The organism is Streptomyces sp. NPDC020489 (genome assembly GCF_044386545.1).
Lineage (GTDB): Bacteria > Actinomycetota > Actinomycetes > Streptomycetales > Streptomycetaceae > Streptomyces.
The window spans coordinates 329,708-355,702 of record NZ_JBIRUZ010000009.1; the positions used below are offsets into that span (position 1 = coordinate 329,708).

The following is a 25,995-nucleotide window of genomic DNA, read 5'->3' on the forward strand; positions in this document are numbered from 1 at the left end:
GTGTGGCCGGCCCCGGGGGGGCCCCGCGCGGCCGGGGCCCCGGGGCGGGGCGCGCCCCCGGGCCCCCCCCCCGGGCCCCCCCCCCGCCCCCCCCCGCGCCCCCACGCCGGTGGGCGTACCTGTATGCGGTTGTGTTGGCCCGAGCCGTCACCCCGAGTCGACGGCGCCGGGCGGCTTGGTGGGGCCTCGCGCCCTAGCTCTCCGCCAGGATGTGCGAGAGCTCCTGATCGAGGTCGAAGTGGCGGTGCTCCGTGCCGGGAGGCACGGCCGCGTCGGTTCGCTTCAGGAAGGACTCCAGGGCCCGGGCCGGGGCCTCGAGCAGTGCTTCGCCCTCCGGGGAGCTCAGGGCGATGCACACGACGCCCTGACCGTGGCTGCGCGACGGCCAGACTCGGACGTCGCCGGTGCCGGTGGGCCGATGGAGGCCCTCCGCGAGCAGGTCGCGGGCGAACACCCACTCGACGGTCTCCTCGGCTCCGGTGTGGAAGGTGGCGTGCACGGCGTAGGGGTCGGCCGTGTCGTACCGCAGGCCTGCGGGGACAGGCAGGGAGGACTCGCTCGACACAACGAGGCGCAGGTGCAGCTCGCAGCTGACCGTGGTGTTCATAAGCGCCAGGGCCTTTCGCTCAGTGTGCGCTCGGGGATTCGCACGTCGGCGAAATCGACATGCCACCTACGGTGCCGTTGTAAACCCCTCTGAGTGTTTTGCGTGCCTTTACGTAACTCTTCCGGCCGAGACCCCGTTCGAGAGGTACGACCATTCCGGTGACTGGTTTCCCTCGGGTAAAGTTGGGCCGTATGAATACGGGGAGTGACGAGCGGGCCGAGGTGGCCGTGGCATCGAACGAGACGGGGACCGACGGGGCCGGGAGCGAGCAGGGGCTCGGCTCGAAGGCGCCGGAGTTCATCAAGGCGCGCCGGGTGCTGCACCTGAGCTGGCAGGTCGGCATCTTCGTCATCGGGCTCGCGGTGGTGGTCCTGGGCATCATCATGCTTCCGCTGCCGGGACCCGGCTGGGTCGTGATCTTCGGCGGCATGGCGATCTGGGCGACCGAGTTCGTCTGGGCCCAGCTGGTGCTGCGCTGGACCAAGCGCAAGGTGACCGAGGCGGCCCAGCGGGCGCTGGATCCGAAGGTGCGCCGGCGCAACATCATCCTGACCTCGCTGGGTCTGGTGATCGTGGCCGCGCTCGTCGCGGTGTACGTGTACAAGTTCGGCTTCGAGATGCCGTGGCGCGTCAAGGACCAGTGACGTGCCGTTGCGGGGGTGCTCAGGCACCCCCTGACATGGGGTAATGTTCTTCCTGCGTCCGGGCGATTAGCTCAGTGGGAGAGCGCTTCGTTCACACCGAAGAGGTCACTGGTTCGAACCCAGTATCGCCCACCCGGAACGTCGGCCCGTCTGCGAGAGCGCAGACGGGCCGACGTCGTTCCCGGCCCTCGCGTCCGCCGGCGTCCCGGTCTCGTACCTCCGGCGTTCCCGGCGTTCCCGGCCCTCGCGTCCGCCGGTGTTCCCGGCCTCGCACCTCCGGCGAGTTTCGGCCGGACAACATCCGAGCCGGACTGGCCGGTTCGCGTTCGGCCCGCCGAATCACCGCTTCTCACCTGCGACTTCACCCGGTCGCCGCGACCTCTCGTCGTCGACGCGCCGTCAACTCGCCCGGCGGTGCCGCAAGAAAATCCTGTCCGAATCATTGACGCACCCCGAGGCCCCTCGTAGCTTGTGCCAGCAAGCGCTTACTTGAAACGATTCATGCAGGCGGCAAGGACGCTGCGGGGAGGCGGCCCAGACATGGGAACCAGCAGGAATGTTGAGAGGCGAACGATCCTGAAGGTGGCCGGGGCCTCGGCCGCCACGCTCGGGCTGGGTGCGACCACCGCGTGCGGCGGCGACAGCGGTTCCGGGGACGGGACGGTGACACTCCGTTACGCGTGGTGGGGTGGAGAGCCGCGCACCATCGCGATGAAGAAGGCGATCGCGGTCTTCGAGAAGAAGCACCCGAAGATCAAGATAAAGCCCGAATTCACCGATTACGCCGCGTTCTGGGAGAAGTTCCAGACCCAGGCCTCGGGCGGAAATCCGCCGGACGTTTTCCAGAATGCGGTCGGGTTCCTGCGCAAGTACGACAAGCGCGGAGTTCTGCTGGACCTCAAGGCGCAGGCGGACTCCGGGAATCTGAGCCTGGAGAACTTCCGCAACGGCGTTCTGGCGAACGGTCAGGTCGACGGCAAGCAGCTCGGCATCCCGGTCGGCGCCAACACCATGGCGCTCGTCATCGACGTGAAGGCCTTCAAGAAGGCGGGCGTCGAGGCGAAGATGGGCTGGACCTGGGACGAGTACTTCGACGCGCTCCAGACGATCCAGGACAAGCTGAAGATCGCCGGTGACACCGGCTATCACACCATCATGTACCTGTACGACCTGTACCTCCGTCAGAACGGCAAGGCGTTCTTCACCGACTCCGATCTCGGTTTCACCGAGGACGATCTGACGCAGTGGTGGACGGACGGGTACAAGCGCGTGAAGTCCGGGCTGGTCGCCGACCCGAAGAAGATCGAGCAGGTCCAGCCCAAGTCGGGTCTGTCGGCCGGGCTCGCCGCGTCCGAGTTCACCTGGGACAACTTCTCCATCCGCTACGAGGGCGAGGGCGAGTCGGACTACGGGCTCGCGCCGATCCCCACCACCGACGGCAAGCAGACCGGCCAGTACCTCGGTTCGCTGATGCTCAGCGCCTTCTCCGGCACCAAGCACCCCAAGGAGGTCGCCCAGTTCATCAGCTTCATGGTCCACGACCCCGAGGTCGGCAAGATCATGGGCTATGACCGCGGCATCCTCGCCACCACCGAGCAGTACGACGCCTTCGTGCCCACCGACGCCAACAACAAGGGCGTCAAGGCGTACGAGGAGGAGGTCGCCAAGGCCGGCGTGCTCGGGAAGATCACCCCGCACCCGTCGGGCGCCGACGTCATCGAGGCGGCGTTCCTGCGGATCGGGGGCGAGGTCTCCCAGGGCAAGACCAAGCCGGCCGACGCCGCCAAGGCGCTGTTCAGCGAGGCCAAGGCCGCGTTCGCGGGCTGAGGGGACGTACCACCATGACGCTCGTCAAGGAAGCGCCCGCGCGCCCGGTGAAGAAGCGGTCCGCCGCTCCTGCCGCCGGGCGGCACGGACGGCGCCGCGAGAACATCGCCGGCTATCTCTTCATGTCGCCGTGGATCGCCGGGTTCCTGGTGCTCACGGCGGGGCCGATGATCGCGTCGCTGTACTACGCGTTCACCCGGTACAACCTGTTCACGCCGCCCGAGTGGGTGGGGCTGGACAACTTCACGACGATGTTCCAGGACCCGCGCTGGCAGAAGTCGGTGGAGGTCACGCTCAAGTACGTCGTCGTGGCCACCCCGCTGAAGCTGCTGCTCGCGCTCGGTGTCGCGCTGTTGCTCGCGCAGAAGCGGAGCGGGGAGGGGCTGTACCGGGCCGCGTTCTACATGCCCTCGCTCATCGGTGCCAGCGTCTCCGTCGGCTTCGTGTGGCGGGCGCTGTTCTCGGACGACGCGATCGTGGACCGTGGGCAGAAGCTCTTCGGTGCGGACGTGGGCGGCTGGATCGGCAACCCGGACTACGTCCTGTACTCCCTGGTGGCGCTGAGCATCTGGCAGTTCGGCGCGCCGATGGTCATCTTCCTGGCCGGCCTCAAGCAGGTCCCGCGGGAGCTGTACGAGGCCGCGGAGATGGACGGGGCGGGTCCCCTCAGGCGGTTCTGGAACATCACGCTGCCGATGATCTCCCCGGTGCTGTTCTTCAACGTGCTGCTGGAGTCGATCCACGCGTTCCAGGTGTTCGGCTCCGCGTACGTCGTCTCCAACACCCAGTGCGGGCCCGCCGACGCCACCCTCGTCTACACCTGTTACCTCTACCAGAAGGGCTTCAAGGAGGCCCAGATGGGCTTCGCCTCCGCGATGGCCTGGACGCTGGTGGTCGCGGTGGCGCTGGTCACGGCGGTCCTGTTCTGGTCGCAGAAGAAGTGGGTGCACTACGAGGAGGCCGCCAAGTGACCAGTGCCACCAGCAGTCCGGCCGTCCACGCGCCGAGCGAGCGGCGGCGCTTCGGGTCGATCGCCTGGCACGTGGGGGCGCTCGCCGTCCTCGCGGTCGTCCTCTACCCCGTGATCTGGGTGCTCGGTGCCTCCTTCAAGCCGAGCAAGGACATCATCGCCAGCATCGACCTGCTGCCCACCAAGCCGGTCTGGGAGAACTTCTCCGGACTCGCCGACGGTATCTCCGGCATCTCCATCGGCACCTTCTTCACGAACTCCCTGCTGTACGCGGGCCTCGCCGTGGCCGGGGTCGTGCTGTCCAGCTCGCTGACCGCGTACGCCTTCGCCAAGATCAGGTTCGCCGGGCGGAACCTGATGTTCACGCTGATGATCGGCACGCTGCTGCTGCCGTACCACGTGCTGCTCATCCCGCAGTACGTGATGTTCCGCAAGCTGGAGCTCACCGACACCCTGGTGCCGCTGGTCGCGGGCAAGTTCCTGGCCACGGAGGCGTTCTTCGTCTTCCTCATGGTGCAGTTCATGCGCGGACTGCCCAAGGAGCTGGACGAGGCCGCCAAGCTCGACGGCTGCGGGCACCTGCGGACCTACTGGTCCATCGTGCTGCCGCTGACCCGTCCCGCGCTCATCACCAGCGCCATCTTCACCTTCATCAACGCCTGGAACGACTTCATGGGGCCGTTGATCTACCTCAACACCCCGGACAAGTACACCGTCTCGCTCGGTCTGATGATGTTCCGCGACCAGGAGGGCATCTCCAACTACGGCAGCATGATCGCGATGTCGTTGGTGGCACTGGTTCCGGTCATCGCCTTCTTCATGGCCTTCCAGCGGTATCTCATCGACGGCATGGCGACGTCCGGACTGAAGTGAGGCGGTTCCCATGGCACAGGCGCGTGTGAAGGCCCGCAGGCCGTCCTTCCTCGGGGGCGAGCGGTTCGCGGTGTTCGCCGAGTGTCTGCTCACCGGGGTGTGGATCGCCGTGGCCTCGCTCGGGATCGTCACCTACCCCGCGGCCTTCGCCGCCGGCGCCCGGCACCTTCGCCGGCGCATCGGCCACGAGGGCGGCGGCCTCGGGGAGTTCGTCGAGGACTTCCGTACGGCCGTGCGCCGAGGGTGGGTCGTCGGGCTCGCCGGCTGGGCGGTGGCCGCCGCGGTGTGGGTGGACGTCCTGGCCGCGCGGGCCGGGGTCCCCGGCGGGCCGTTCGTCGGGGCCGTGGGCCTCTTCGCGCTGATCGTGCTGGTGGTGGCCCTGCTGCGGGCGGCGGCCGTCTGGGCGCCGGGCGCATCCTGGCGGGCGCTGCTCGCGGGCGCCGGGCGGCGGACCGTGCTCGACCCCGCCGGGTCCTTTCTCCTCGTCGGCGGGCTGGGCGTCGTGGCCCTGTCCGCCCTCGTCGTCGCGCCGCTGGCGGTTCCCGTCCTCGGTGCCGTCGCGGCGGCGGCCGTCGCCGTGGAGGAGCGCTACCGGCACCGCTGACCGGCGGTGGTTCCCGGCCCAGGTCGGCGCCCCGAGCGTCGCACCTCTCCCTGTCATGCCCCTGACCAGCTGTTCGCATCCCGCACGGAAGGAACGAGCATGTCTCCCATCCCCCGCAGGTCCCTCCTCAAGGCGGCCGCCGTCGCCGGTGCCGCCGCGCAGTTCAGCTGGGCGCTAGGGACCAGGGACGCGCAGGCCGCGCCGAGAGCCGCCGAGGCCGACGACAGTCCCGTGACCCTGGACTGGCTGGAGGACGGCGGGCTGGGTGCCGCACCCGGCTCCACGCTCGGCGTGCCCTGGCCGAAGGGCGTCCACCAGCAGGACCAGACCTTCGCGATCACGGACGCCGACGGCAAGGCCGTGCCCGTGCAGTCCTGGCCGATCGCCTACTGGCCGGACGGCTCCCTCAAGTGGACCGCCCACGCGGTCAGTTCGGGCAACGGCAAGCTCACCCTCGCCGCCGGTGAGGCCGCCGTACCGGAGAAGAAGGTCACCGTCGACAAGAGCGGTGGCACCGTCACCGTCTCCACCGGTGTCATCACCGCGAAGATCGGCAAGTCCGGTGCCACGCTCATCAAGTCGGTCACCCGCGGCTCCACCGAGATCGCCAAGAACGGCAAGCTCGTCCTGATCCGCCAGCCCGAGATCGAGGACGAGGACCAGGGCGCGGTGAAGACCGAGCGCTTCGACGGAGCCATCTCCGGCGTCACCGTCGAGCAGGACGGCCCGGTCCGCGCGGTCGTGCGCATCGACGGCAAGCACCGCAAGGGCAACCGCAGTTGGCTGCCCTTCTCCATCCGGCTGTACTTCTACGCGGGCGCCGACTCCTTCCGCATGGTGCACACCATCACCTTCGACGGCACCCAGGAGCCCGGTAAGGCGAGCGGCGACTTCATCCGCGGCATCGGGGTCCGCTTCACCGTCCCGATGCGTGACGCGTCCTACGACCGCCACATCCGCATCGGCGGCGAGGGCACCGGCCTGCTCCGCGAGGCGGTCAAGGGCATCACCGGACTGCGCCGCGACCCGGGCGCCGCCGTGCAGGCCGCCCAGTACGAGGGGAAGAAGCTGCCCGACCCCGCCACCTGGGACCAGCGGGTCACCACCCGGCTCCAGTACATCCCCGAGTGGGGCGACTACACCCTCTCCCAGCTCTCCGCCGACGGCTTCACCCTGCGCAAGCGCACCAAGAAGGGCCATGGCTGGATCGGCGCCGGCGGCGGCAGGCGCGCGTCCGGCTTCGGTTACGTCGGTGGCGTCAGCGGCGGACTCTCCTTCGGCCTCAGGGACTTCTGGGAGAAGTTCCCCGCCCAGCTCGACATCCGCGACGCCCACACCGACGAGGCCGAGGTCACCCTCTGGCTCTGGTCGCCCGAGGCGCAACCCATGGACCTGCGCTTCTACCACGACGGCATGGGCCAGGACACCTTCGCCGAGCAGCTCGAAGGCCTCAACATCACCTACGAGGACTACGAGCCCGAGTTCGGCACCCCGTACGGCATCGCGCGCACGTCGGAGCTGTTGTTCTGGGCCAACGAGACGACCCCGGCCCCGGCGAAGCTCGCCGAACAGGTCGAGGCCGTACGGGTGCTGCCGCAGCTCGCCGCGCCGCCCAGGCAGCTCATCAAGGCGAAGGTCTTCGGACCGGGCCTGTACTCCGAGCCCGACCGCTCCACCCCGGCCAAGGCGAAGATCGAGGACCACCTCGACTTCCTCTTCACCTACTACAAGGACCAGGTGGAGCAGCGCCGTTGGTACGGCTTCTGGGACTACGGCGACATCATGCACACCTATGACACCGTCAGGCACCAGTGGCGGTACGACATCGGCGGCTACGCCTGGGACAACTCCGAGCTCTCGCCGGACCTCTGGCTCTGGTTCGCGTACCTGCGCTCCGGCCGCGCGGACATCTTCCGCTTCGCCGAGGCCATGACCCGGCACACCGGCGAGGTCGACGTCTACCACCTCGGCAAGTGGGCCGGACTCGGCACCCGGCACGGCGTGCAGCACTACGCAGACAGCGCCAAGCAGCAGCGCATCGCCAACACCACGTACCGCCGCTACTACTACTTCCTCACCGCGGACGAGCGGGTCGGCGACCTCATGCACGCCAACGTCGACTCCGACGAGACCTTCCTCGCCCTGGACCCGCTGCGCAAGATCCGCACCGAGCCGTACACCCCCGACCGCCACGCGCTGTCGATCGGCTTCGGCACGGACTGGAGCGGGCTGGTCTCGGCGTGGCTGACGGAGTGGGAGCGCAAGGGCCCGAAGTGGGAGAAGGCCAAGGCGCGCGTGCTGTCGACCATGGAGACGATCGCCGCGCAGCCCAACGGCTTCGTCCAGGGGACCGCTCTGTACGACCTCGACACGGGCAGGTTCGCCGTCGCCACGACACCGGTGGTCGGCGTCTCGCACCTCTCCGCGGTCTTCGGTCTCAACGAGCTGTGCGCCGAGCTCATCGACCTCGTCGACATGCCGAAGTTCAACGAGGCGTACTTCGACTACTGCCGCTACTTCAACGCCACCAAGGCCGAGCAGGCGGCGCGCTACGGCTCCAACTTCGGGTCACTGCTGCTGTTCCAGGGCCACTCGCGGCTCGACGCGTACGCGGCCGTGCAGACCGGGGACGAGAAGCTGGCCAAGCGGGCGTGGGAGAAGTTCTACAACTCCGACGGCTACAAGGAGTCCGCGCCCTGGAAGACGGAGGAGCTGAGCGGGCCGATGACCCTGGTCCCGGGGAGGGAGGCGGCCTGGGTGGCGACCAACGACACCGCGTTGTACGGCCTCGCCGCCATCGAGAACCTGGCCCTGCTGGGCGACAAGATGCCGTCGTAGGGCGGGAAGTCGGGGGAACTGCGGACCGTTGTGGCTGGTCGCGCAGTTCCCCCCGCCCCTGTGGGTTCAGCTCATCTTGCCCAGGACGTTCCGCATCCTGCGCACGTCCCTGATCCGCTGTTCGTACGTCGCCCCCAGAGCGAGCAGGAGCAGGCCGGCGAGGGCGGGGAGGACCCAGCGGGGGAGTGCGTCGGTCACCTGGACCAGGTACGGGGCGAGTTCGTGCAGGGCGTCCAGGACCAGGACCGAGCCGCCGAGGACGAGCGGTGCCTGGAGGCTGTACCCGGCGCCCAGGAGGGTGAGCGAGAGCGCGGCCAGGCCCAGCAGGAGCGGGCGGGTCCAGTGCGGGTCGCTCCAGGCCGCGGCGAGGCTCGGCAGGAGCGTCGCGGCGAGGCCGGGGCCGTACGCCGTCCAGGACGAGGTCCGCGGCTCGCGCCGCAGCCGCAGGAAGCCGATGACCAGCGCCGGGACGGTCACCGGGACCGTGTAGGCCTCGGGGATCGTCACCTCCCAGGCTGCCAGGCGGACCCAGGTGGCCAGCACGAACAGCACGGCGGACGCGGACGCCACGGTGCGGCGGTCCGGGCGGAGCGCGGTGCCCGCGGTGATCACCCCGCACAGGGCCAGCACCAGCGCGAGCGTCGGCAGGTCGGTCGCGGCGAGCCCGATGGCGAGCAACCCGGCCGCGGCTCCGGCCACTTCGAGGGGAACCCGCTCGTTCACACGCGGCGCGATCAGGGCCGCGGCCACCGGGACCACCAGCACCAGCAGGGCGGTGTGCTGCGGCGGCCAGCCCGCGGCGGCACCCGTCGCGCAGGCCAGTGCGGTGGCGTACGACAGGGCCGCCGGGGCCGTGACCCGGGTGAACCGCCAGGAGACGGCCGCGAAGAACGCCGTCAGGGCGAACAGCGCGGTCAGGGTCGCCGTCCGGGAGGCCAGGGAGGTGAAGGCGAGGTCGGCGGAGGTGACCAGGGCGAGGATCGTCACGGTGGGCTGACCGTACGGGGACGCGAGGGCGACCGCCGTCAAGGCACCCAGGACCAACAGGCCCGTGATGTAGGGGAGTTCGAGCACCGCCGGCAGTGTCAGCACCGCGGCCCAGGCGAGCGCCGTCGCGCCGGACAGGGCCAGCGGGCGCCCGGCGGTGTCCTTGACCAGCAGGGCGAGGACGGCCGCGACGGCCACCAGGGCCAGCGGCGCCGCCGCCATGTCCGGCGGCCAGGGCGCGTCCACCGTCACCGCGGCTCGGGCGTCCGACGGCGCCCCGGACCATGCCTGCCAGGTCCAGGCGACCGGCCCCAGCAGCGTGATCGCCACGACGGGCAGCGCCCACAGCACCGCGAGCCCCTGGACGGCGGCGGAGGCCCGCAGCAGCCCGCCGCGCACTGCCTCCGGCAACCACCCGATCCGTACGGCCGCCAAGAGGCCGATGCCGAGGGCGAGATGGACCGGGACCTTCCAGGCGGCCGGTACCGCCGGGTGGGCCGTGCCGCCCAGCGCGATCACCATGAGCAGGCCGGAGGCCAGGGCGAGACCGGTGGCGTGGGCCGTGCCGAGGCCGCCCCGCCAGGACGCGGCCAGGGCGATCGCCGCGGCGAGGAGGACGAGCGCCGCCGCACGGGCGGCGGCGCTCGGACCGGAGGCCGTCCAGGACAGCCAGCCGGCCGCCGACGAGCCCAGCGCGCCCAGGCCGTACGCGCCGACAGCGGCGAGGACGCGGACCGGACCGAGGGTCACCCGCAGGGCCACGGCGGCGTCGAACCCGGCCGTCACCAGCACGGCGGCCGTGAGCCCGTGGACGTCCGCGGAGGAGGCGACCGCCCAGCACAGCAGCGGGAGTTGGGCGGCGGCCAGTGCCGCGGGGAAGGGCAGCCGCAGCTCGGACGCCCGCGGCAGCGTGCCGTACGCCGTCCAGAGCCCCGCCAGCAGAGCCGACGCGACCGCCGTGTATCCCGCGCCACCCGTCGAGGGGAACCCCGCCTGGTGCAGCGCGTACGCGTCGAGCACCGTAAGGGCCAGCCCCAGGCCGGCCACCGACTCGGCCGTCGACCGCAGCCCGCGCCGCACCAGGAACAGCGGCGCGGCGAGCGCGGCCACGGTGACCGCGCCGAGCACCAGACCGCGGCCGGCGATCCCCAGGTGACCCCAGCTGACCAGCGTGAACACCATCGCGGCGATGGTCAGCAGGACACCGCCGAGCAGCAGGAGAAGGTTCTGCACGCCGGGCGCGCTGGTCTCCGGCCGGGGCCCGGTCGCGGGGGCCGGCGCGGTCGGCCGGGGGTGCAGCGCGGCCACCAGCCAGGCCCGGCGGGCCAGCAACTGGGCGCGGCGGCGGTCGAGTTGCCAGAGCTCGGCATCGAGGAGCCGCAGCTCCTCCGACGGGGGCGGGATGTGCGTCATGCCATGGAGTGTGGTCCGGGTCACGTCGTAGGGCATGAGTGCGCGTACTCAGAACGTACTCATCTCCCCACGGGCACACTCTGTGCATGGACTGGACCCACTACCGCTTCCGCACCCAGTGGACCCTGGGCGCGTCGCCCTCGGCCGTCTACGGCGCCCTGGCGCAGGCCGAGGACTACCCCCGCTGGTGGCCCCAGGTCCGCGAGGTCAACCGCCTGGACGACACCACCGGTGTCATCAGGATCCGGGCCACCCTGCCCTACGACCTCACCTTCACCGCGCGCGAGGCGATCCGCGACCCGGCGGCCGGGGTGCTGGAGATCGCCATGACCGGCGACCTGGAGGGGTGGGCGCGCTGGACGATCACGGCCCACGGGACCGGCTGCCTCGCGGACTACGAGCAGGTCGTCGACGTGAACAAGCCGCTGCTGCGACGGCTCGCGGTGCCGGGGCGGCCGGTGTTCCGGGCCAACCACCGGCTCATGATGCGGGCCGGACGGCGAGGGCTGGCCGCCTACTTGGAAGCGGTTTGAAGGAACGGCGCGGAGACCTGTATTGTTCAGTGCGTTCCCGGGCGATTAGCTCAGTGGGAGAGCGCTTCGTTCACACCGAAGAGGTCACTGGTTCGAACCCAGTATCGCCCACCGGGAGAAAGCCGGTCCGCGTCACGCGGACCGGCTTTTTTGTGTTCGAGCCCCGCTCACGCGGACCGGCTTCTTCGTGTTCCGGCCCGCTCACGCGGCCGCGGCCGGCAGCTCCGGGCGCAGCGGCCACGCCGGGTCCACCGCCTCCGGGGTGCCACTGCGCGCGAACCATGCCTGCAACCCACGCGCCTGCGCCGCGTGCCACACCGCCTGGAGCGTGTGCAGCTCACCCGGGCTCAGCCGCTCCAGCCGCGCCGCGAAACGACGCCCCACGGCCCGTACGACGTCCAGCGCGGCCAACGCGTCCGCGCCCGCGTCATGCGCGCCGTCCAGCGCGACCTCGTAGTGCGCGCACAGGTCCGTCAGCGTGCGCCGACCCTTGCGGTAGCGGTCCAGATGCTTGTCCAGGACCCTCGGGTCCAGCACCAGCAGGGGTGCGGACTCGAACCAGCGGTCCAGGGACGAGGCGCGATGGCGGCGCAACTCCCGGTCCAGGATGGTCAGGTCGAACGGCGCGTTCATGACCACCAGCGGGCGGCCCGCGGCGGCCTGCTCGGCCAGATGCTCCGCTATCTCGTACATCACCGGCGCGGGCCAGCGGCCGTTGCGCTGGAGATGATCCTCCGTCAGCCCGTGCACCGCCGTCGCCGCCTCCGGCACCGGCACCCCCGGGTTCACCAGCCACCGGCTCACCCGCGGCCGGGTCCCGGGGGCGTCCTGGACGACGACTGCGGCCGACACGATCCGGTCGGTCTCGACGTCGACACCCGTGGTCTCCGTGTCGAAGGCGGCCAGGGGCCCTTCGTACCAGCACGTCATAGCTCCACAACCCCTCGTTCACCCACGGCAGCTGACGCACCGTCTTCTGCCTGTTTGGTGATACCCGGGCTGTTTGCGCCGTACGCCGGAAGGACACAACAGGAATACGGGTCCTCGCAGTTCAGCGACCCGCGGTGCGAACTCACCGAAAGCGGAAGGCTGTTGGTCATGGCGATAGCGCAGCCCGAGCGGGGCGGGCTGCTGCCCGAACGCACGAGCACCCTTCGCGGCACACTCGCCACCACCGCCTGCATGGAGACCTTGCAGGTGGGCTATCTGCACGCCGTCGCGGCGGCGGCCGGCTGCTCGCTGTCGCAGCCCTTCCCGGACAACGGCATCGACTGGCACGTCAGCCACGGCTCACCCGGGCACACGGTCGACGACGAGGTCACCATCAAGGTGCAGCTCAAATGCACCTACCAGGTCCCGCCGAACCCGCCGGGCCGGTTCTTCTCCTTCACGCTCGACAACGACCACCTGCGCAAGCTCGCCCGCACCCCGGTCTCGGTGCACAAGATCCTCGTGGTCATGCTCGTGCCGAGATCCCAGGACGACTGGCTGCGCGCCAGCCACGACCGGCTCGACCTCAGGCACTGCTGCTACTGGGTCAACCTGGCCGGCCACCCGATCACCGGCCGGACCCGGACCACCGTGCGGGTACCGACCTCGCGCATCTTCGACGACCGGGCGCTGTGCGAGATCATGACGCGGGTCGGTACGGGAGGCAGACCATGACCCACCGGCCCCTGGACGAGGTGCTGCGGCCCGGGCGCCCCCACCCCGTGGAACCGGCCGCCGCCTGGGACCGCACCCCCGAGCCCGGCGAGGTCGACCCCGCGGTCCTCGGCGCCCTGCTGCACCGGCACGGCTGGCAGCGCCGCGGCGGCGCCCCCGGACGCTACGGCCGCTGGACACCGCCCGGCTCCGGCAACGGTGGCACCAGCCTGCTCGTGCCCGAGAGCCGTGCCTTCCCCGACAGCGACGACCTGCTCGGCGAGGCGCTCACCGCCCTCGCCCGCAGCGGCACCCCCTGGGCCCGCGAGGTGCTGGTCGGCCTCGCCGTCCCCAGCGACGAGATCCGCTGGTGGCGGGACGCGCCGACCGGCCCCGGCGGGAGCGCGCCCTGGGCGGTGGAGGAGCAGCTGCGTGCCGCCGCCCGCCAGATGCTCCTCGCCGGCGCGCTCGCCACCCGCGCGCGTGCCGGGTACCACGGAGCCCGGCACCGCCGTGCCGCCGCCGCCCTGATCGACAGCGTGCTCGTCGGCGCGGCCGTCGGCGGCGGCCTGACCGCCTTCGTGCCCGTCGGCACCGGCCGCCCCCTCGCCGTACGTCTCCACCAGGCGCTGTACGCCGCCCGCGAGGCCATCGACTACCAGCGGGCCACCGGCGGCATGGACGCCTTCGACGGTGCCGTCGAGGCAGGCGTCAGCCGGGAGCTCACCGAGGCGCTGATCGCCCTCGTACGCGGCACGGAGGGCGCGCGCGTCGCCGTGGAGTGGGCGCCCGCCGCCGGGGTGCCCGCCGACTGCGCGGCCGGGGTCGAGGCGGTGGAGTTCTCGCCGGGCGACCTGCCCGTGCTGCGCGAGGCGGGGGCCCGCTATCTGCGCGAGGAGCCGTCCGTGCCGGTGCGGATCACCGGGGCCGTGGTGCGGATGCGCAGGGCGGGGCCGCGCGGGGACGGCAGCGTACGGCTGCGGGTGATCGCCGGCGCCGAGGTGCCGCACGTCCGGCTCACCCTGGACGAGGAGGCGTACCGCATCGCCGGCCACGCACACCTCGTCGGACTGCCGGTGCGCGTGCACGGGCGACTGGAGAGCCGGGGCGGCTTCCGCAGGCTCACCGGCGCGTCCGGCGTCGCACCCGTCCAGGTCGACGAGGCCGAGCGGGACCGGCTGATGAAGTCCCTCCAGGAGAACCTGGACTTCTTCGAGGAGGCGTGCGGGGAGGGGCCCGGCGGGGAGTGCGGAGGCCCGGGGTGAGGACCCCGGCGGGGTCTGAGGGGGCCTGTGGGGAGGGTTGCGGCGGGAGGTGCGAAGGCCCGCGGTGAGGACCCTGACGGAGTCTGAGGAGGCATGCGGGGAGGGGCCCGGCGGGGAGTGCGGAGGCCCGGGGTGAGGGGCCCGGCGGGGATCTGAGGGGGTCTGCGGCGGATCCCGGCCGGGAGTGCGGAGGCTCGCGGTGAGGACCCCCGGCGGGGTCTGAGAAGCCCTCTGGGGACGGCCTGGGCGGGGAAGCGCGGAGGCCGTGGAGAGGGCTCGGGTCGGACCGATTTCGCGGAGGTGGGGCCCGGGTCGGTACGATCGCCTCTTGCGCGCGCTCACGGTACGGCGCCCGCATCCACCTTCAGTCAGGAGAGACCGGTGTCAGACGTCCGTGTGATCATCCAACGCGATTCCGAGCGGGAAGAGCGCACGGTGACGACGGGCACCACGGCCGCCGAGCTCTTCGCCGGCGAGCGCTCGATCATCGCCGCGCGCGTGGCGGGCGAGCTGAAGGACCTGGCGTACGTCGTCGCCGAGGGCGACGAGATCGAGGGTGTCGAGATCTCCTCGAAGGACGGCCTCGACATCCTGCGGCACTCCACCGCGCACGTCATGGCCCAGGCGGTCCAGGAGCTCTTCCCCGAGGCCAAGCTGGGCATCGGCCCGCCGGTCAAGGACGGCTTCTACTACGACTTCGACGTCGAGAAGCCGTTCACGCCCGAGGACCTCAAGGCCATCGAGAAGAAGATGCAGGAGATCCAGAAGCGGGGGCAGCGGTTCTCCCGCCGTGTGGTCACCGACGAGGCCGCCCGTGAGGAGCTGGCCTCGGAGCCGTACAAGCTCGAACTGATCGGCCTCAAGGGCTCGGCCTCCTCCGACGACGGCGCGGACGTCGAGGTCGGCGCCGGCGAGCTGACGATCTACGACAACCTCGACGCCAAGACCGGCGACCTGTGCTGGAAGGACCTCTGCCGCGGTCCGCACCTGCCCACCACCCGGAACATCCCGGCGTTCAAGCTGATGCGCAACGCGGCCGCCTACTGGCGCGGCAGCGAGAAGAACCCGATGCTCCAGCGCATCTACGGCACCGCCTGGCCGACCAAGGACGAGCTGAAGGCGCACCTCGACTTCCTCGCCGAGGCCGAGAAGCGCGACCACCGCAAGCTGGGCTCCGAGCTCGACCTGTTCTCCATCCCCGAGCAGATCGGCTCCGGCCTCGCGGTCTTCCACCCCAAGGGCGGCATCATCCGCCGCGTGATGGAGGACTACTCGCGCCGCCGTCACGAGGAGGAGGGCTACGAGTTCGTCTACACCCCGCACGCGACGAAGGGGAAGCTCTTCGAGCAGTCCGGACACCTGGACTGGTACGCCGACGGCATGTACCCGCCCATGCAGCTCGACGAGGGCGTGGACTACTACCTCAAGCCCATGAACTGCCCGATGCACAACCTGATCTTCGACGCGCGCGGCCGCTCCTACCGCGAACTGCCGCTGCGCCTGTTCGAGTTCGGGACCGTGTACCGGTATGAGAAGTCCGGCGTCGTGCACGGCCTCACCCGCGCGCGCGGCTTCACGCAGGACGACGCGCACATCTACTGCACCCGTGAGCAGATGTCGGAGGAGCTCGACAAGACGCTCACCTTCGTCCTCGGCCTGCTGCGGGACTACGGTCTGACCGACTTCTACCTGGAGCTGTCCACCAAGGACCCGGAGAAGTTCGTCGGCACCGACGAGGTCTGGGAGGAGGCGACCGAGACGCTCCGCCAGGTCGCCGAGAAGCAGGGCCTTCCGCTGGTCCCGGACCCGGGCGGCGCCGCCTTCTACGGCCCGAAGATCTCCGTCCAGACCAAGGACGCCATCGGCCGCACCTGGCAGATGTCGACGATCCAGCTCGACTTCAACCTGCCGGAGCGCTTCGACCTGGAGTACACCGGTCCCGACGGCTCCAAGCAGCGCCCGGTCATGATCCACCGCGCATTGTTCGGTTCCATCGAGCGGTTCTTCGCGGTCCTCCTGGAGCACTACGCGGGTGCCTTCCCGGCGTGGCTGGCCCCGGTCCAGGCGCTCGGCATCCCGATCGGTGACGCGCACGTCGAGTACCTGGAGAAGTTCGCGGCGGCGGCCAAGAAGCAGGGCCTGCGCGTCGAGGTCGACTCCTCGTCCGACCGCATGCAGAAGAAGATCCGCAACGCCCAGAAGCAGAAGGTGCCCTTCATGGTCATCGCGGGCGACGAGGACATGGCCGCGGGCTCGGTCTCCTTCCGCTACCGCGACGGTTCGCAGGAGAACGGCATCCCGTTCGACGAGGCCCTCGCGAAGATCGCCAAGGTCGTCGAGGAGCGGACGCAGGTCTGATCCCGTACTGCGCCCAGGCCCCCGGGAGGTTCAGCCTTCCGGGGGCCTGTCGTCGTCCTCCCGCGCGAACACCTGCAACAGCCACGAGGCGAAGGTCCCGGTCACCGCGCCGAGCAGGGCCAGCCCGACGGCCATGATCCCGACGGCGATCAGCCGTCCGACCGGGGTGACGGGCGCGACATCGCCGTAGCCGACGGTGGCGAGGGTCGCGCAGGTCCACCACACGGAGTCCCCGAAGGTCCGCACGGTCGCGTCCGGCGCCCCCTGCTCCTGCTGGTAGACCGCGAGCGCGCCGGCGAAGCCGAGCAGGACGGTCGACAGACCGGCGTAGAGCATCACGCGCGCGTGCAGCGCGAGCCGCGGCCGCCCGTGCCGGCGCTGCACGGCCTCGTACACCCTGACCATCCGCAGCGGCCGCAACAGGGGGAGCACCAGCACCAGGGTGTCCAGCCAGTGGGTGCGCACGAAGCGCAGCCGCTGTCCGTCCAGCCGCCAGCGCACCGCGTAGTCGACCGCGAACAGCGCCCACGCGGCCAGCGTCACCGCCAGGCACACGCCCTGCCAGAACCCGGGCAGATCCCGGGCCAGGACGCTGATCGCGTACGCGGCGAGGAACGCCAGGGACGCCACGGCGAGGGGGAGCTCGGTGCGCCGTTCCCAGCGGGCCCTGGGGCTGTCGTCGTCCACCGATCCAGCTTGACCCCGGGGGGTCGCGCCGCAACCCCGGCGACACGCCGCGAATGGGCGACGCCATATGCTGCATGGCATGACGAGTGAGCCGGAGCAGCAGTGGGGAGTGGGGACCCAGGACGCGTTCCAGCGTCTGTGGACGCCCCACCGGATGGCCTACATCCAGGGCGAGAACAAGCCGACCGGCCCAGGCGCCGACGACGGATGCCCCTTCTGCTCGATCCCGGCCAAGTCCGACGAGGACGGTCTGGTCGTCCGGCGCGGCGAGCAGGTGTACGCGGTGCTCAATCTGTACCCGTACAACGGCGGACACCTGATGGTGGTCCCCTACCGCCATGTCGCCGACTACACCGACCTCACCGAGCCGGAGACCGTCGAGCTCGCCGCCCTGACCAAGCAGGCGATGACCGCGCTGCGCACGGCGTCCGGTGCCCACGGCTTCAACATCGGCATGAACCAGGGCTCGGTGGCGGGCGCCGGCATCGCCGCCCATCTGCACCAGCACATCGTCCCGCGCTGGGGCGGCGACACGAACTTCATGCCGGTCGTCGGTCACACGCGGGTGCTGCCGCAACTGCTGGCCGACACCCGCAAGATGCTGGCGGAGGCCTGGCCCGCGTAGGCAGGCGCGCCCCCGTTCAGGTGAGGGGGCCGGGGCGCGCCCCGGCCCCCACACGGTTCACGCGTCGTACAGGTCGGCCTTCCTCGGCGCGGGGTCCTGCACCGCGGTGCTCAGGAACGCCGACCGGGAGCCGAACTTCTCCGTGTCCACGCCGTTCTCCGCCAGGACCCGGATCGCCGCCGCGTGCACGACCCGCAGCACCGGTGCCGCGGCGCGCATCGCGTCGTCGGCCATGAAGCGGTGCCGCCACGGCTTGTCCGCCCACACGTGCCGCAGGCCGAACGGCTCGGGCAGGACTATCCCCCCGCCGAGCCAGTTCAGCAGGGGCGGGTACCAGGAGATCGGGGCGCGCACGGCGATCCGGACCACCTCGTCGCTGTCCACCAGCGGGAGCTTGACCTTGCGGGTCTCCCACGGCTTGAACGACTTGGCGACCTCCTTCGTGGGCGCCTCCGGCTTGTTCATGAACAGCGGGTTCACCGGGCCGAGGGCGTGGCCGGTGACCTCGATGCGCAGCGTCTGGTGCAGCACGGTCACGGTGACCAGCATCGTGAGGACCAGCTGGCCGTCCCACAGGACCCACTGCACGCCCAGGTAGTGGCGGTCGCCGCTGCCGAACTGCTGCTTGTTGCAGATGTCCTGTATCGCGTGCGACTTGATCTGGTACGCCTCGACGTCCGTGCCCTCCGGCCGGGACACCGCCTTGGCGCCCTCGGCGACCGGCGTGACGATCCAGTGCCGTACCGAGGCCTTGGGGAAGCCTCCGGTGTTGATGGTGTTCCGCTCCAGCATCCGCAGCTGGTCGTGGATGGAGCGGATGACGTCCCAGCTGCGGAAGGGGTGGATCTCCCGGTCGGGGTTGGCCGGCACCAGGTCCTCGGCCAGCTGCCAGCTGCCCCACCGCGTGCCCATGCCGAGTATGCCCTTGGGGCCCGCGTAGAAGACCGAGTTGGACTGCTGCTCGGCGCTCAGCTTGGCCAGGGACTGGCGCAGTTGCTCGGCGGCGGTCTCGCCCGGGCTGCTGGGGACCGCCTCGGGGACCTTGGCGCCGACGCTGCTGCCGGCCAGCAGGCTGTCCCAGCGGCCGCGCAGGTCACGCGCGGTGCGCTCGCAGATCTGCTTGGCCCAGAACCAGCCGACCACCGGGGCGATGACCGCTCCGCGCGCGTACCAGGCCCAGAATCCCGTGAAGGGCGTACGGAGCAGGAAGATCACGGCGAGGGCGCCCATGGCGACGAGCAGGGCGGTGGCGAACGCGCCCGCCTGTTTGTTCTCGCCCTTGGCGATGGTCCTGCGGATCTGGAAGACCAGGAGCCAGACGATCAGTCCGGGCAGGGCCAGCAGACCGCAGACCACCATGACCACGCTCAGCAGCCGGTCACGGTCCTTGCGGATGTTGTTGGCGGCCAGACAGTGGTCGACGACCACCTGCGGCTCGGTGCCGAAGGACTGGATCAGGGGCTTGCGGCCGGGCCCGATCATGCGGTCGACCACGGCCCGCGAGAAGGCCTCGCCGAGCCGGGGCTCGAACAGCTTCATCTTGCCGGGCCTGACGACCGTCTCGTGCCACTCGCTGTTGGCCTTGAGGATGTCCTCGACCCTGTTGTCCCGATAGGCCGCCGAGGCCAGCGCGAACGTCGCCGTCTGACTCTCGTCGCCCGTGCGCGGCACCTGCGGACCGAAGATGTCCGCGTAACCGCTGTCAACGGTCATTCCCGCCCCCGATCGCCGCCACTGTCGCTCCTGCGGCCTTCCCGACTTCCTTGCCCCGCACACCTGTTGATCAGGCCGTCCCGCGATCCGGGCCCGACGTGATCACTGTTCTCAGGGTATCCGCCACCACTGACATCCGTCGTCGGACGGCCGAAGGCGCCTGCTTACAGGCTCGTTCGCCCCCGGGGAGCGGTCGGCCGGCGCCGGGAGGTCGACCGTGCTCGGCCCTCTCGGGCCCGCGCGTTCGACGTCCCGGCACCGGCGCGCTTCCGCGCCGCACTCGCGCCGCCGACCTGCGGGGGAGCGTCCCGCACACGCCACTTGACGTGCTGTCGCGCCAATTCCTAGGAGGCGCGCGCCTGTTCACGGATCCTTTCGGCGATCTGCGCCGGCATCGGTTCGTGCCGGGCGTAGGAACGGTGGAAGCGTGCCGTGCCGTGCGACAGGGAGCGCAGGTCGACGGCGTACCGACCGATCTCGATCTCCGGCACCTCGGCCCGGACGAGGGTGCGGTTGCCGCTGATCTGCTCGGTGCCGAGCACCCGGCCGCGCCGCCCCGACAGGTCGCTCATCACGGCGCCCACGTAGTCGTCGCCGACCAGGACGCTCACCTCGGCCACCGGCTCCAGCAGATGGATCCTCGCGTCGGCCGCCGCCTCCCGCAGCGCCAGCGCGCCGGCCGTCTGGAACGCGGCGTCGGAGGAGTCCACCGAGTGCGCCTTGCCGTCGAGGAGCGTGATCCGTACGTCGATGAGCGCGTAACCGGCCGCGACCCCCTTGGCGGCCTGGGCCCGTACACCCTTCTCCACCGACGGGATGAACTGCCGGGGGACCGCGCCGCCGACGACCTTGTCCACGAACTCGATGCCCGAGCCACCCGGCAACGGCTCCACCTCGATCTCGCAGATGGCGTACTGCCCGTGCCCGCCGGACTGCTTCACGTGCCGCCCGCGCCCGGCCGCCTTCTCGGCGAACGTCTCCCTGAGGGGCACCTTGTGCGGGATGACGTCGACCTGGACGCCGTAGCGGCTGCGCAGGCGCTCCAGCGCCACGTCGGCGTGTGCCTCGCCCAGGCACCACAGGACGACCTGGTGGGTGTCCTGGTTCTGTTCCAGCCGCATGGTCGGGTCCTCGGCGACCAGCCGGGCGAGGCCCTGCGAGAGCTTGTCCTCGTCCGCCTTGCTGTGCGCCTGGATGGCGAGCGGCAGCAGCGGGTCGGGCATCTCCCAAGGCTCCATCAGGAGCGGGTCGTCCTTGGCCGAGAGGGTGTCGCCGGTCTCCGCCCGGCTCAGCCTGGCCACGCACACCAGGTCGCCGGCGATGGCGTACGGCACCGGCCGCTGCTGCTTGCCGAAGGGGGTGGACAGCGCCCCGACCCGCTCGTCGACGTCGTGGTCCTCGTGCCCGCGGTCGGACAGACCGTGCCCGGAGACGTGGACCGTCTCGTCGGGGCGCAGGGTGCCGGAGAAGATGCGGACGAGGGAGACCCGGCCCACGTACGGGTCGGAGGACGTCTTCACGACCTCCGCGACCAGCGGGCCGTCGGTGTCGCAGGCCTTGATCTCGCGCGGCTTGCCGTCGATGGTGGTGACACCCGGTGTGGGGTGTTCGAACGGGGTCGGGAAGCCCCGCGTGATCAGCTCCAGCAGTTCCACGGTGCCGAGGCCCTGTGAGGCGCCCTCGGCCGCGGGGGCGGCGGCCAGGACCGGGTGGAACACCCCGCGAGCCACGGCCCGCTCCAGATCCTCGATCAGCGTCGTGACGTCGACCTGTTCGCCGCCGAGGTAGCGGTCCATGAGGGTCTCGTCCTCGCTCTCGGAGATGATCCCCTCGATCAGCCGGTTGCGGGCCTGCTCGATCTCCGGCAGCTGGTCCTCGCCGGGCTCGGACTCCTTGCGCTCGCCGGAGGAGTAGTCGAACAGCTTCTGCGACAGCAGTCCCGTCAGACCGGTCACGGGCGCGTGCCCGTCCGGACCCTGCGGGCCGCGCAGCGGCAGGTACAGCGGGAGCACGGCATCGGGGTCGTCCGCGCCGAACGCCTCCGCGCAGATCCGGGTCATCTCCTCGAAGTCCGCCCGCGCGGCCTCCAGATGCGTGATCACGATCGCGCGCGGCATGCCGACCGCCGCGCACTCCTCCCACACCATGCGGGTCGAGCCGTCCACGCCGTCGGAGGCCGAGACGACGAAGAGGGCCGCGTCCGCGGCGCGCAGACCGGCCCTGAGTTCGCCGACGAAATCGGCGTATCCGGGGGTGTCGAGAAGATTGATCTTGATGCCGTCCCACTCGACCGGCACCAGGGAGAGCTGCACCGAGCGGTTCTGCCGGTGCTCGATCTCGTCGTAGTCGGAGACGGTGCCGCCGTCCTCCACGCGGCCCGCCCGGTTCACCGCCCCCGCGGTGAGCGCGAGGGCCTCCACCAACGTCGTCTTGCCCGATCCGGAGTGGCCGACCAGCACCACATTCCGTACGGACGCGGGATGGTCGGCCGCCGTTGCCCTGCCGGCGGCTCCGGGATGTGCGTTCGCCTTGTCGCCCATGGCCTTGCCTCCCGTGCACGGTGAGGTCACTGTGGGCGCGGGCAGGCGGGGCCGCGTGCGAGGGCGGCTCCGGTGACGCCCGCGGTTCTTCGAGCTTTCCACTCCCGTCACGGTGCGTCCATACGACGGACGCGATCGCGCCGTTACCCGTATGCCACGGGCCCGTGACATGGGGCGCGAGTGCCCGGCGTTCGCACACGCGCGCGCGTGGCTACGATGGGCCAGCCGGTGGCCAGCAGGGGCCGCGCGGCCACACCGACCCTCGGGAAGGCCATGCTGAACAAGTACGCGCGTGCATTCTTCACGCGTGTCCTCACCCCGTTCGCCTCATTTCTGATCAGAAGGGGCGTCAGCCCCGACACGGTCACGCTCCTCGGTACCGCCGGAGTGGTCGCGGGCGCGTTGGTCTTCTACCCCATGGGCGAGTTCTTCTGGGGCACGGTCGTGATCACGCTGTTCGTCTTCTCCGACCTGGTCGACGGCAACATGGCCCGCCAGCTCGGGCGCTCCAGCCGCTGGGGCGCCTTCCTGGACTCCACGCTCGACCGGGTCGCCGACAGCGCGGTCTTCGGCGGCTTCATCCTCTGGTACGCCGGTGGCGGCGACGACCTGGTCCTGTGCGCCGTCTCGATCTTCTGCCTGGCGAGCGGCCAGGTGGTGTCGTACACCAAGGCCCGGGGCGAGTCGATCGGTCTGCCGGTCGCCGTCAACGGGCTCGTCGAGCGGGCCGAGCGCCTGGTGATCTCCCTGGTCGCCGCCGGACTCGCGGGCCTGCACGCGTTCGGCGTGCCGGGCATCCAGTATCTGCTGCCGATCGCTCTGTGGATCGTCGCCGTGGGCAGCCTGGTCACGCTCATCCAGCGCGTCGTCACGGTCCGCCGGGAGTCCGCGGAGGCGGAGGCGGCGGCCGCGCAGGAGAGGACGACGTGACGGCTCAGGAGCGGCTCACCGACGCCCTGTACGGCCTGGGCTGGGGAGCGGTGAAGAAGCTCCCCGAGCCGGTCGCGGTGCGTCTCGGGCGGACCATCGCGGACCTCGCCTGGAAGCAGCGCGGCAAGGGCGTGCTGCGCCTGGAGAGCAACTACGCGCGCGTGGTGCCCGACGCGAGCCCCGAGCGCCTCGCCGAGCTGTCCCGCGCGGGCATGCGCTCGTACCTGCGCTACTGGATGGAGTCCTTCCGGCTGCCCGCCTGGAGCAAGGAGCGCATCAGGGGGAGCTTCGCCGGCAAGGACCTGCACCATCTGACCGACGGCCTCGCCGCCGGCAAGGGCGTCATCCTGGCGCTGCCGCACATGGCCAACTGGGACCTCGCCGGCGCCTGGGTCACCACCGCGCTGGAGACGCCGTTCACCACGGTCGCCGAGCGCCTCAAGCCGGAGACCCTGTACGACCGGTTCGTCGCCTACCGCGAGGGGCTCGGCATGGAGGTCCTGCCGCACAGCGGCGGCTCCGCCTTCGGCACCCTGGCCCGGCGGCTGCGCGACGGCGGCCTGGTCTGTCTGGTCGCCGAGCGCGATCTGTCGTCCTCCGGTGTCGAGGTCCAGTTCTTCGGCGAGGCCACCCGCATCCCCGCGGGCCCGGCGCTGCTCGCCCAGCAGACCGGCGCACTGCTGCTGCCGGTGACGCTCTGGTACGACGACTCGCCCGTCATGCAGGGCAGGGTGCATCCCCCGGTCGAGGTACCCGAGACAGGTACCCGCGCCGAGAAGACGTCTGTCATGGCACAGGCGCTGGCCGATGCCTTCGCCACGGGGATCGCCGACCATCCGGAGGACTGGCACATGCTCCAGCGGTTGTGGCTCAAGGATCTCGACCCCGGCAAGGGGCCCTCGTGAGGATCGGCATCGTCTGCCCGTACTCCTGGGACGTGCCGGGCGGCGTCCAGTTCCACATCCGCGACCTCGCCGAGTACTTCATCCGCCTCGGCCACGACGTCTCCGTGCTGGCCCCGGCCGACGACGACACCCCGCTGCCGCCGTACGTCGTCTCGGCGGGCCGCGCGGTGCCGGTGCCGTACAACGGCTCGGTGGCCCGGCTGAACTTCGGTTTCCTCAGCGCCGCGCGTGTGCGCCGCTGGCTGCACGACGGCGAGTTCGACGTCGTCCACATCCACGAGCCGTCCTCGCCCTCCCTCGGCCTGCTGGCCTGCTGGGCGGCGCAGGGGCCCCTGGTGGCGACCTTCCACACCTCGAACCCGCGCTCCAAGGCGATGATCGCCGCGTACTCGATCCTCCAGGCCGCCCTGGAGAAGATCAGCGCGCGGATCGCGGTGAGCGAGTACGCCCGGCGCACGCTGGTGGAACACCTCGGCGGCGACGCGGTCGTCATCCCCAACGGTGTCGACGTCGACTTCTTCGCCAGGGCCGAGCCCAGGCCCGAGTGGCAGGGCGACACCCTCGGCTTCGTCGGCCGCATCGACGAGCCCCGCAAGGGCCTGCCGGTCCTGATGAAGGCCCTGCCGAAGATCCTCGCCGAGCGTCCGCAGACCCGGCTCCTGGTGGCCGGGCGCGGCGACGAGAAGGAGGCGGTGGAGAGCCTGCCCGCGGAACTGCGCCCGCGCGTGGAGTTCCTCGGCATGGTCAGCGACGAGGACAAGGCGCGCTTCCTGCGCAGCGTCGACGTGTACGTCGCCCCCAACACCGGCGGCGAGAGCTTCGGCATCATCCTGGTCGAGGCCATGTCGGCGGGCGCCCCGGTCCTCGCCTCGGACCTCGACGCCTTCACCCAGGTGCTCGACCAGGGCGCGGCGGGCGAACTGTTCGCCAACGAGGACGCCGACGCGCTGGCCGACGCGGCGCTGCGGCTGCTGGGCGACCCGGAGCGGCGCGCGGAACTGCGGGAGCGCGGAAGCGCGCACGTACGCCGCTTCGACTGGTCGACGGTCGGCGCGGACATCCTGTCGGTCTACGAGACGGTGACCGCGGGAGCGGCGGCGGTGGCCGCGGCCGACGACGACCGGACACCGGGAACGGGACTGCGCGCGCGGTTGGGACTGGCGCGGGACTGAGGGCGGGGCGGGCGGTTCCCCGGTGGCCGAGGCCGTGAAGAGCCGCCGGAGCACGGTGTGGGGACGCCTTCGTCGCAGTCCGCCGGGCGGTTCTCCGGTGGCCGAGGCCGTGAAGAGGCGCCGGAGCGCGGTGTGGGGACGCCTTCGTCGCAGTCCGCCGGGCGGTTCTCCGGTGGCCGAGGCCGTGAGGAGCCGCCGGAGCACGGTGTGGGGACGCCCTCGCCGCAGCCGGTCCCGTGGGGCACGCCCACGCCCCGTACGCCCCACGGCCGCCCCGGTCGCGCCGCTCGGTACCCTTTGCGACCGTGACCTCAACCCTCATCTGGATCCTCGTCGCCCTGATCGCGATCGGCCTCTACTTGAGCTGGACCGCAGGGCGACTGGACCGGCTGCACGCCCGCATCGACGCCTCCCGCGCCGCGCTGGACGCACAGCTGCTGCGCCGGGCCTCGGTGACCCAGGAGCTGGCGACCTCGGGCGTCCTGGACCCGGCCGCGTCGATCGTGCTCTACGAGGCGGCGCACGCCGCGCGGCAGGCCGAGGAGGAGCAGCGGGAGGTCGCCGAGAGCGAGCTGAGCCAGGCTCTGCGCGCCGTCTTCGCGGAGATGCCGCAGGTGGAGGCGGTGCGGGAGGCGCCCGGGGGAGAGGCGGCCGTCCGCGAGCTGACCGAGGCGGTGCGCCGCGTGCCGATGGCCCGGCGCTTCCACAACGACTCCGTACGGGCCGCCCGCGCCCTGCGCCGGCACCGCAAGGTCCGCTGGTTCCGACTGGCCGGACACGCCCCGTTCCCGCTCGCCTTCGAAATGGACGACGAGCCTCCGGTGGCCCTGGTGGACCGCGCCGGGTGACCGCCCCACTCG

The 25,995-nt window shown here is 71.2% G+C and carries 21 protein-coding genes and 2 tRNA genes; 17 read left to right on the top strand and 6 right to left on the bottom strand.

Features of this window, described 5'->3' with window-relative positions; translation table 11 throughout:
• Positions 1-193: 193 nt before the first annotated feature.
• On the bottom strand, positions 194-607 hold the full coding sequence (locus ACH41F_RS25535) for an SsgA family sporulation/cell division regulator (RefSeq protein ID WP_004002642.1): 414 nt from the start codon (positions 605-607) through the stop codon (positions 194-196).
• Between the two features lie 191 nt (positions 608-798).
• Here ACH41F_RS25535 and ACH41F_RS25540 point away from each other — a divergent pair, with 191 nt between their 5' ends.
• The 7 genes from ACH41F_RS25540 (at position 799) to ACH41F_RS25570 (ending at position 8,363) form a co-directional block, all read left to right on the top strand.
• Complete coding sequence (locus ACH41F_RS25540) at positions 799-1,251, top strand: TIGR02611 family protein (RefSeq protein ID WP_391240716.1); 453 nt, start codon at positions 799-801, stop codon at positions 1,249-1,251.
• A 60-nt stretch (positions 1,252-1,311) separates the two neighbouring features.
• Positions 1,312-1,383: transfer RNA gene (locus ACH41F_RS25545), tRNA-Val, on the top strand.
• Between the two features lie 408 nt (positions 1,384-1,791).
• On the top strand, positions 1,792-3,078 hold the full coding sequence (locus tag ACH41F_RS25550) for an ABC transporter substrate-binding protein (RefSeq protein WP_398837669.1): 1,287 nt from the start codon (positions 1,792-1,794) through the stop codon (positions 3,076-3,078).
• 14 nt (positions 3,079-3,092) lie between these two features.
• Positions 3,093-4,049, top strand: a complete 957-nt coding sequence (locus ACH41F_RS25555) for a carbohydrate ABC transporter permease (protein ID WP_398837671.1) — start codon at positions 3,093-3,095, stop codon at positions 4,047-4,049.
• Positions 4,046-4,921: an ABC transporter permease subunit gene (locus tag ACH41F_RS25560; protein WP_391240725.1), complete on the top strand. Its 876-nt coding sequence runs from the start codon at positions 4,046-4,048 to the stop codon at positions 4,919-4,921. The genes ACH41F_RS25555 and ACH41F_RS25560 overlap by 4 nt, the downstream gene beginning before the upstream one ends.
• Before the next feature lie 10 nt (positions 4,922-4,931).
• A complete protein-coding gene (locus ACH41F_RS25565; protein ID WP_391240728.1) occupies positions 4,932-5,525 on the top strand; it encodes a hypothetical protein in 594 nt (197 codons plus the stop codon).
• A gap of 99 nt (positions 5,526-5,624) precedes the next feature.
• On the top strand, positions 5,625-8,363 hold the full coding sequence (locus tag ACH41F_RS25570) for a Tat pathway signal sequence domain protein (protein ID WP_398837673.1): 2,739 nt from the start codon (positions 5,625-5,627) through the stop codon (positions 8,361-8,363).
• Between the two features lie 66 nt (positions 8,364-8,429).
• Here ACH41F_RS25570 and ACH41F_RS25575 read toward each other — a convergent pair whose 3' ends face one another.
• Positions 8,430-10,763 (bottom strand): SCO7613 C-terminal domain-containing membrane protein, encoded by a 2,334-nt coding sequence (locus tag ACH41F_RS25575; protein WP_398837674.1) that lies wholly within the window; start codon positions 10,761-10,763, stop codon positions 8,430-8,432.
• An 86-nt stretch (positions 10,764-10,849) separates the two neighbouring features.
• On the opposite strand from ACH41F_RS25575, the gene ACH41F_RS25580 reads away from it, so the two are divergent.
• Both ACH41F_RS25580 and ACH41F_RS25585 read left to right on the top strand, forming a co-directional pair.
• On the top strand, positions 10,850-11,296 hold the full coding sequence (locus tag ACH41F_RS25580; protein WP_391240736.1) for an SRPBCC family protein: 447 nt from the start codon (positions 10,850-10,852) through the stop codon (positions 11,294-11,296).
• Positions 11,297-11,335: 39 nt separating this feature from the next.
• Positions 11,336-11,407: transfer RNA gene (locus ACH41F_RS25585), tRNA-Val, on the top strand.
• Positions 11,408-11,497: 90 nt separating this feature from the next.
• Here ACH41F_RS25585 and ACH41F_RS25590 read toward each other — a convergent pair.
• On the bottom strand, positions 11,498-12,226 hold the full coding sequence (locus tag ACH41F_RS25590; RefSeq protein ID WP_391240739.1) for an exonuclease domain-containing protein: 729 nt from the start codon (positions 12,224-12,226) through the stop codon (positions 11,498-11,500).
• 168 nt (positions 12,227-12,394) lie between these two features.
• Between ACH41F_RS25590 and ACH41F_RS25595 the strand changes: the two genes are divergently transcribed.
• The 3 genes from ACH41F_RS25595 to thrS all read left to right on the top strand — a co-directional run bounded on the left by ACH41F_RS25595 (position 12,395) and on the right by thrS (position 16,563).
• Positions 12,395-12,961 carry a DUF4365 domain-containing protein gene (locus tag ACH41F_RS25595; RefSeq protein ID WP_391240742.1) on the top strand — a complete coding sequence of 189 codons (567 nt, stop codon included), beginning with the start codon at positions 12,395-12,397 and terminating at the stop codon, positions 12,959-12,961.
• Positions 12,958-14,205 (top strand): hypothetical protein, encoded by a 1,248-nt coding sequence (locus tag ACH41F_RS25600; RefSeq protein ID WP_398837677.1) that lies wholly within the window; start codon positions 12,958-12,960, stop codon positions 14,203-14,205. The genes ACH41F_RS25595 and ACH41F_RS25600 overlap by 4 nt, the downstream gene beginning before the upstream one ends.
• A gap of 381 nt (positions 14,206-14,586) precedes the next feature.
• Entirely contained in the window at positions 14,587-16,563 is a 1,977-nt protein-coding gene (thrS, locus tag ACH41F_RS25605) for a threonine--tRNA ligase (RefSeq protein WP_391240748.1), read from the top strand.
• A gap of 30 nt (positions 16,564-16,593) precedes the next feature.
• On the opposite strand, the gene ACH41F_RS25610 is transcribed toward thrS, so the two are convergent.
• Complete coding sequence (locus ACH41F_RS25610) at positions 16,594-17,250, bottom strand: potassium channel family protein (RefSeq protein WP_398837678.1); 657 nt, start codon at positions 17,248-17,250, stop codon at positions 16,594-16,596.
• A 67-nt stretch (positions 17,251-17,317) separates the two neighbouring features.
• Between ACH41F_RS25610 and ACH41F_RS25615 the strand changes: the two genes are divergently transcribed.
• Entirely contained in the window at positions 17,318-17,875 is a 558-nt protein-coding gene (locus tag ACH41F_RS25615; RefSeq protein ID WP_391240753.1) for an HIT domain-containing protein, read from the top strand.
• Positions 17,876-17,932: 57 nt separating this feature from the next.
• On the opposite strand, the gene ACH41F_RS25620 is transcribed toward ACH41F_RS25615, so the two are convergent.
• Both ACH41F_RS25620 and ACH41F_RS25625 read right to left on the bottom strand, forming a co-directional pair.
• Complete coding sequence (locus ACH41F_RS25620) at positions 17,933-19,588, bottom strand: hypothetical protein (protein ID WP_391240755.1); 1,656 nt, start codon at positions 19,586-19,588, stop codon at positions 17,933-17,935.
• Positions 19,589-19,932: 344 nt separating this feature from the next.
• A complete protein-coding gene (locus tag ACH41F_RS25625) occupies positions 19,933-22,128 on the bottom strand; it encodes an elongation factor G-like protein EF-G2 (RefSeq protein WP_398837680.1) in 2,196 nt (731 codons plus the stop codon).
• Between the two features lie 216 nt (positions 22,129-22,344).
• Between ACH41F_RS25625 and pgsA the strand changes: the two genes are divergently transcribed.
• From pgsA to ACH41F_RS25645, 4 genes are all read left to right on the top strand, one after another.
• Positions 22,345-23,058: a phosphatidylinositol phosphate synthase gene (gene pgsA, locus ACH41F_RS25630; protein WP_391241098.1), complete on the top strand. Its 714-nt coding sequence runs from the start codon at positions 22,345-22,347 to the stop codon at positions 23,056-23,058.
• Positions 23,055-23,963, top strand: a complete 909-nt coding sequence (locus ACH41F_RS25635; RefSeq protein WP_398837681.1) for a phosphatidylinositol mannoside acyltransferase — start codon at positions 23,055-23,057, stop codon at positions 23,961-23,963. Before pgsA ends, ACH41F_RS25635 begins: the two co-directional genes overlap by 4 nt.
• On the top strand, positions 23,960-25,135 hold the full coding sequence (locus tag ACH41F_RS25640) for a glycosyltransferase (protein WP_391240764.1): 1,176 nt from the start codon (positions 23,960-23,962) through the stop codon (positions 25,133-25,135). Before ACH41F_RS25635 ends, ACH41F_RS25640 begins: the two co-directional genes overlap by 4 nt.
• A 305-nt stretch (positions 25,136-25,440) precedes the next feature.
• A complete protein-coding gene (locus tag ACH41F_RS25645; RefSeq protein ID WP_391240767.1) occupies positions 25,441-25,983 on the top strand; it encodes a hypothetical protein in 543 nt (180 codons plus the stop codon).
• The last annotated feature ends 12 nt before the right edge of the window (positions 25,984-25,995 follow it).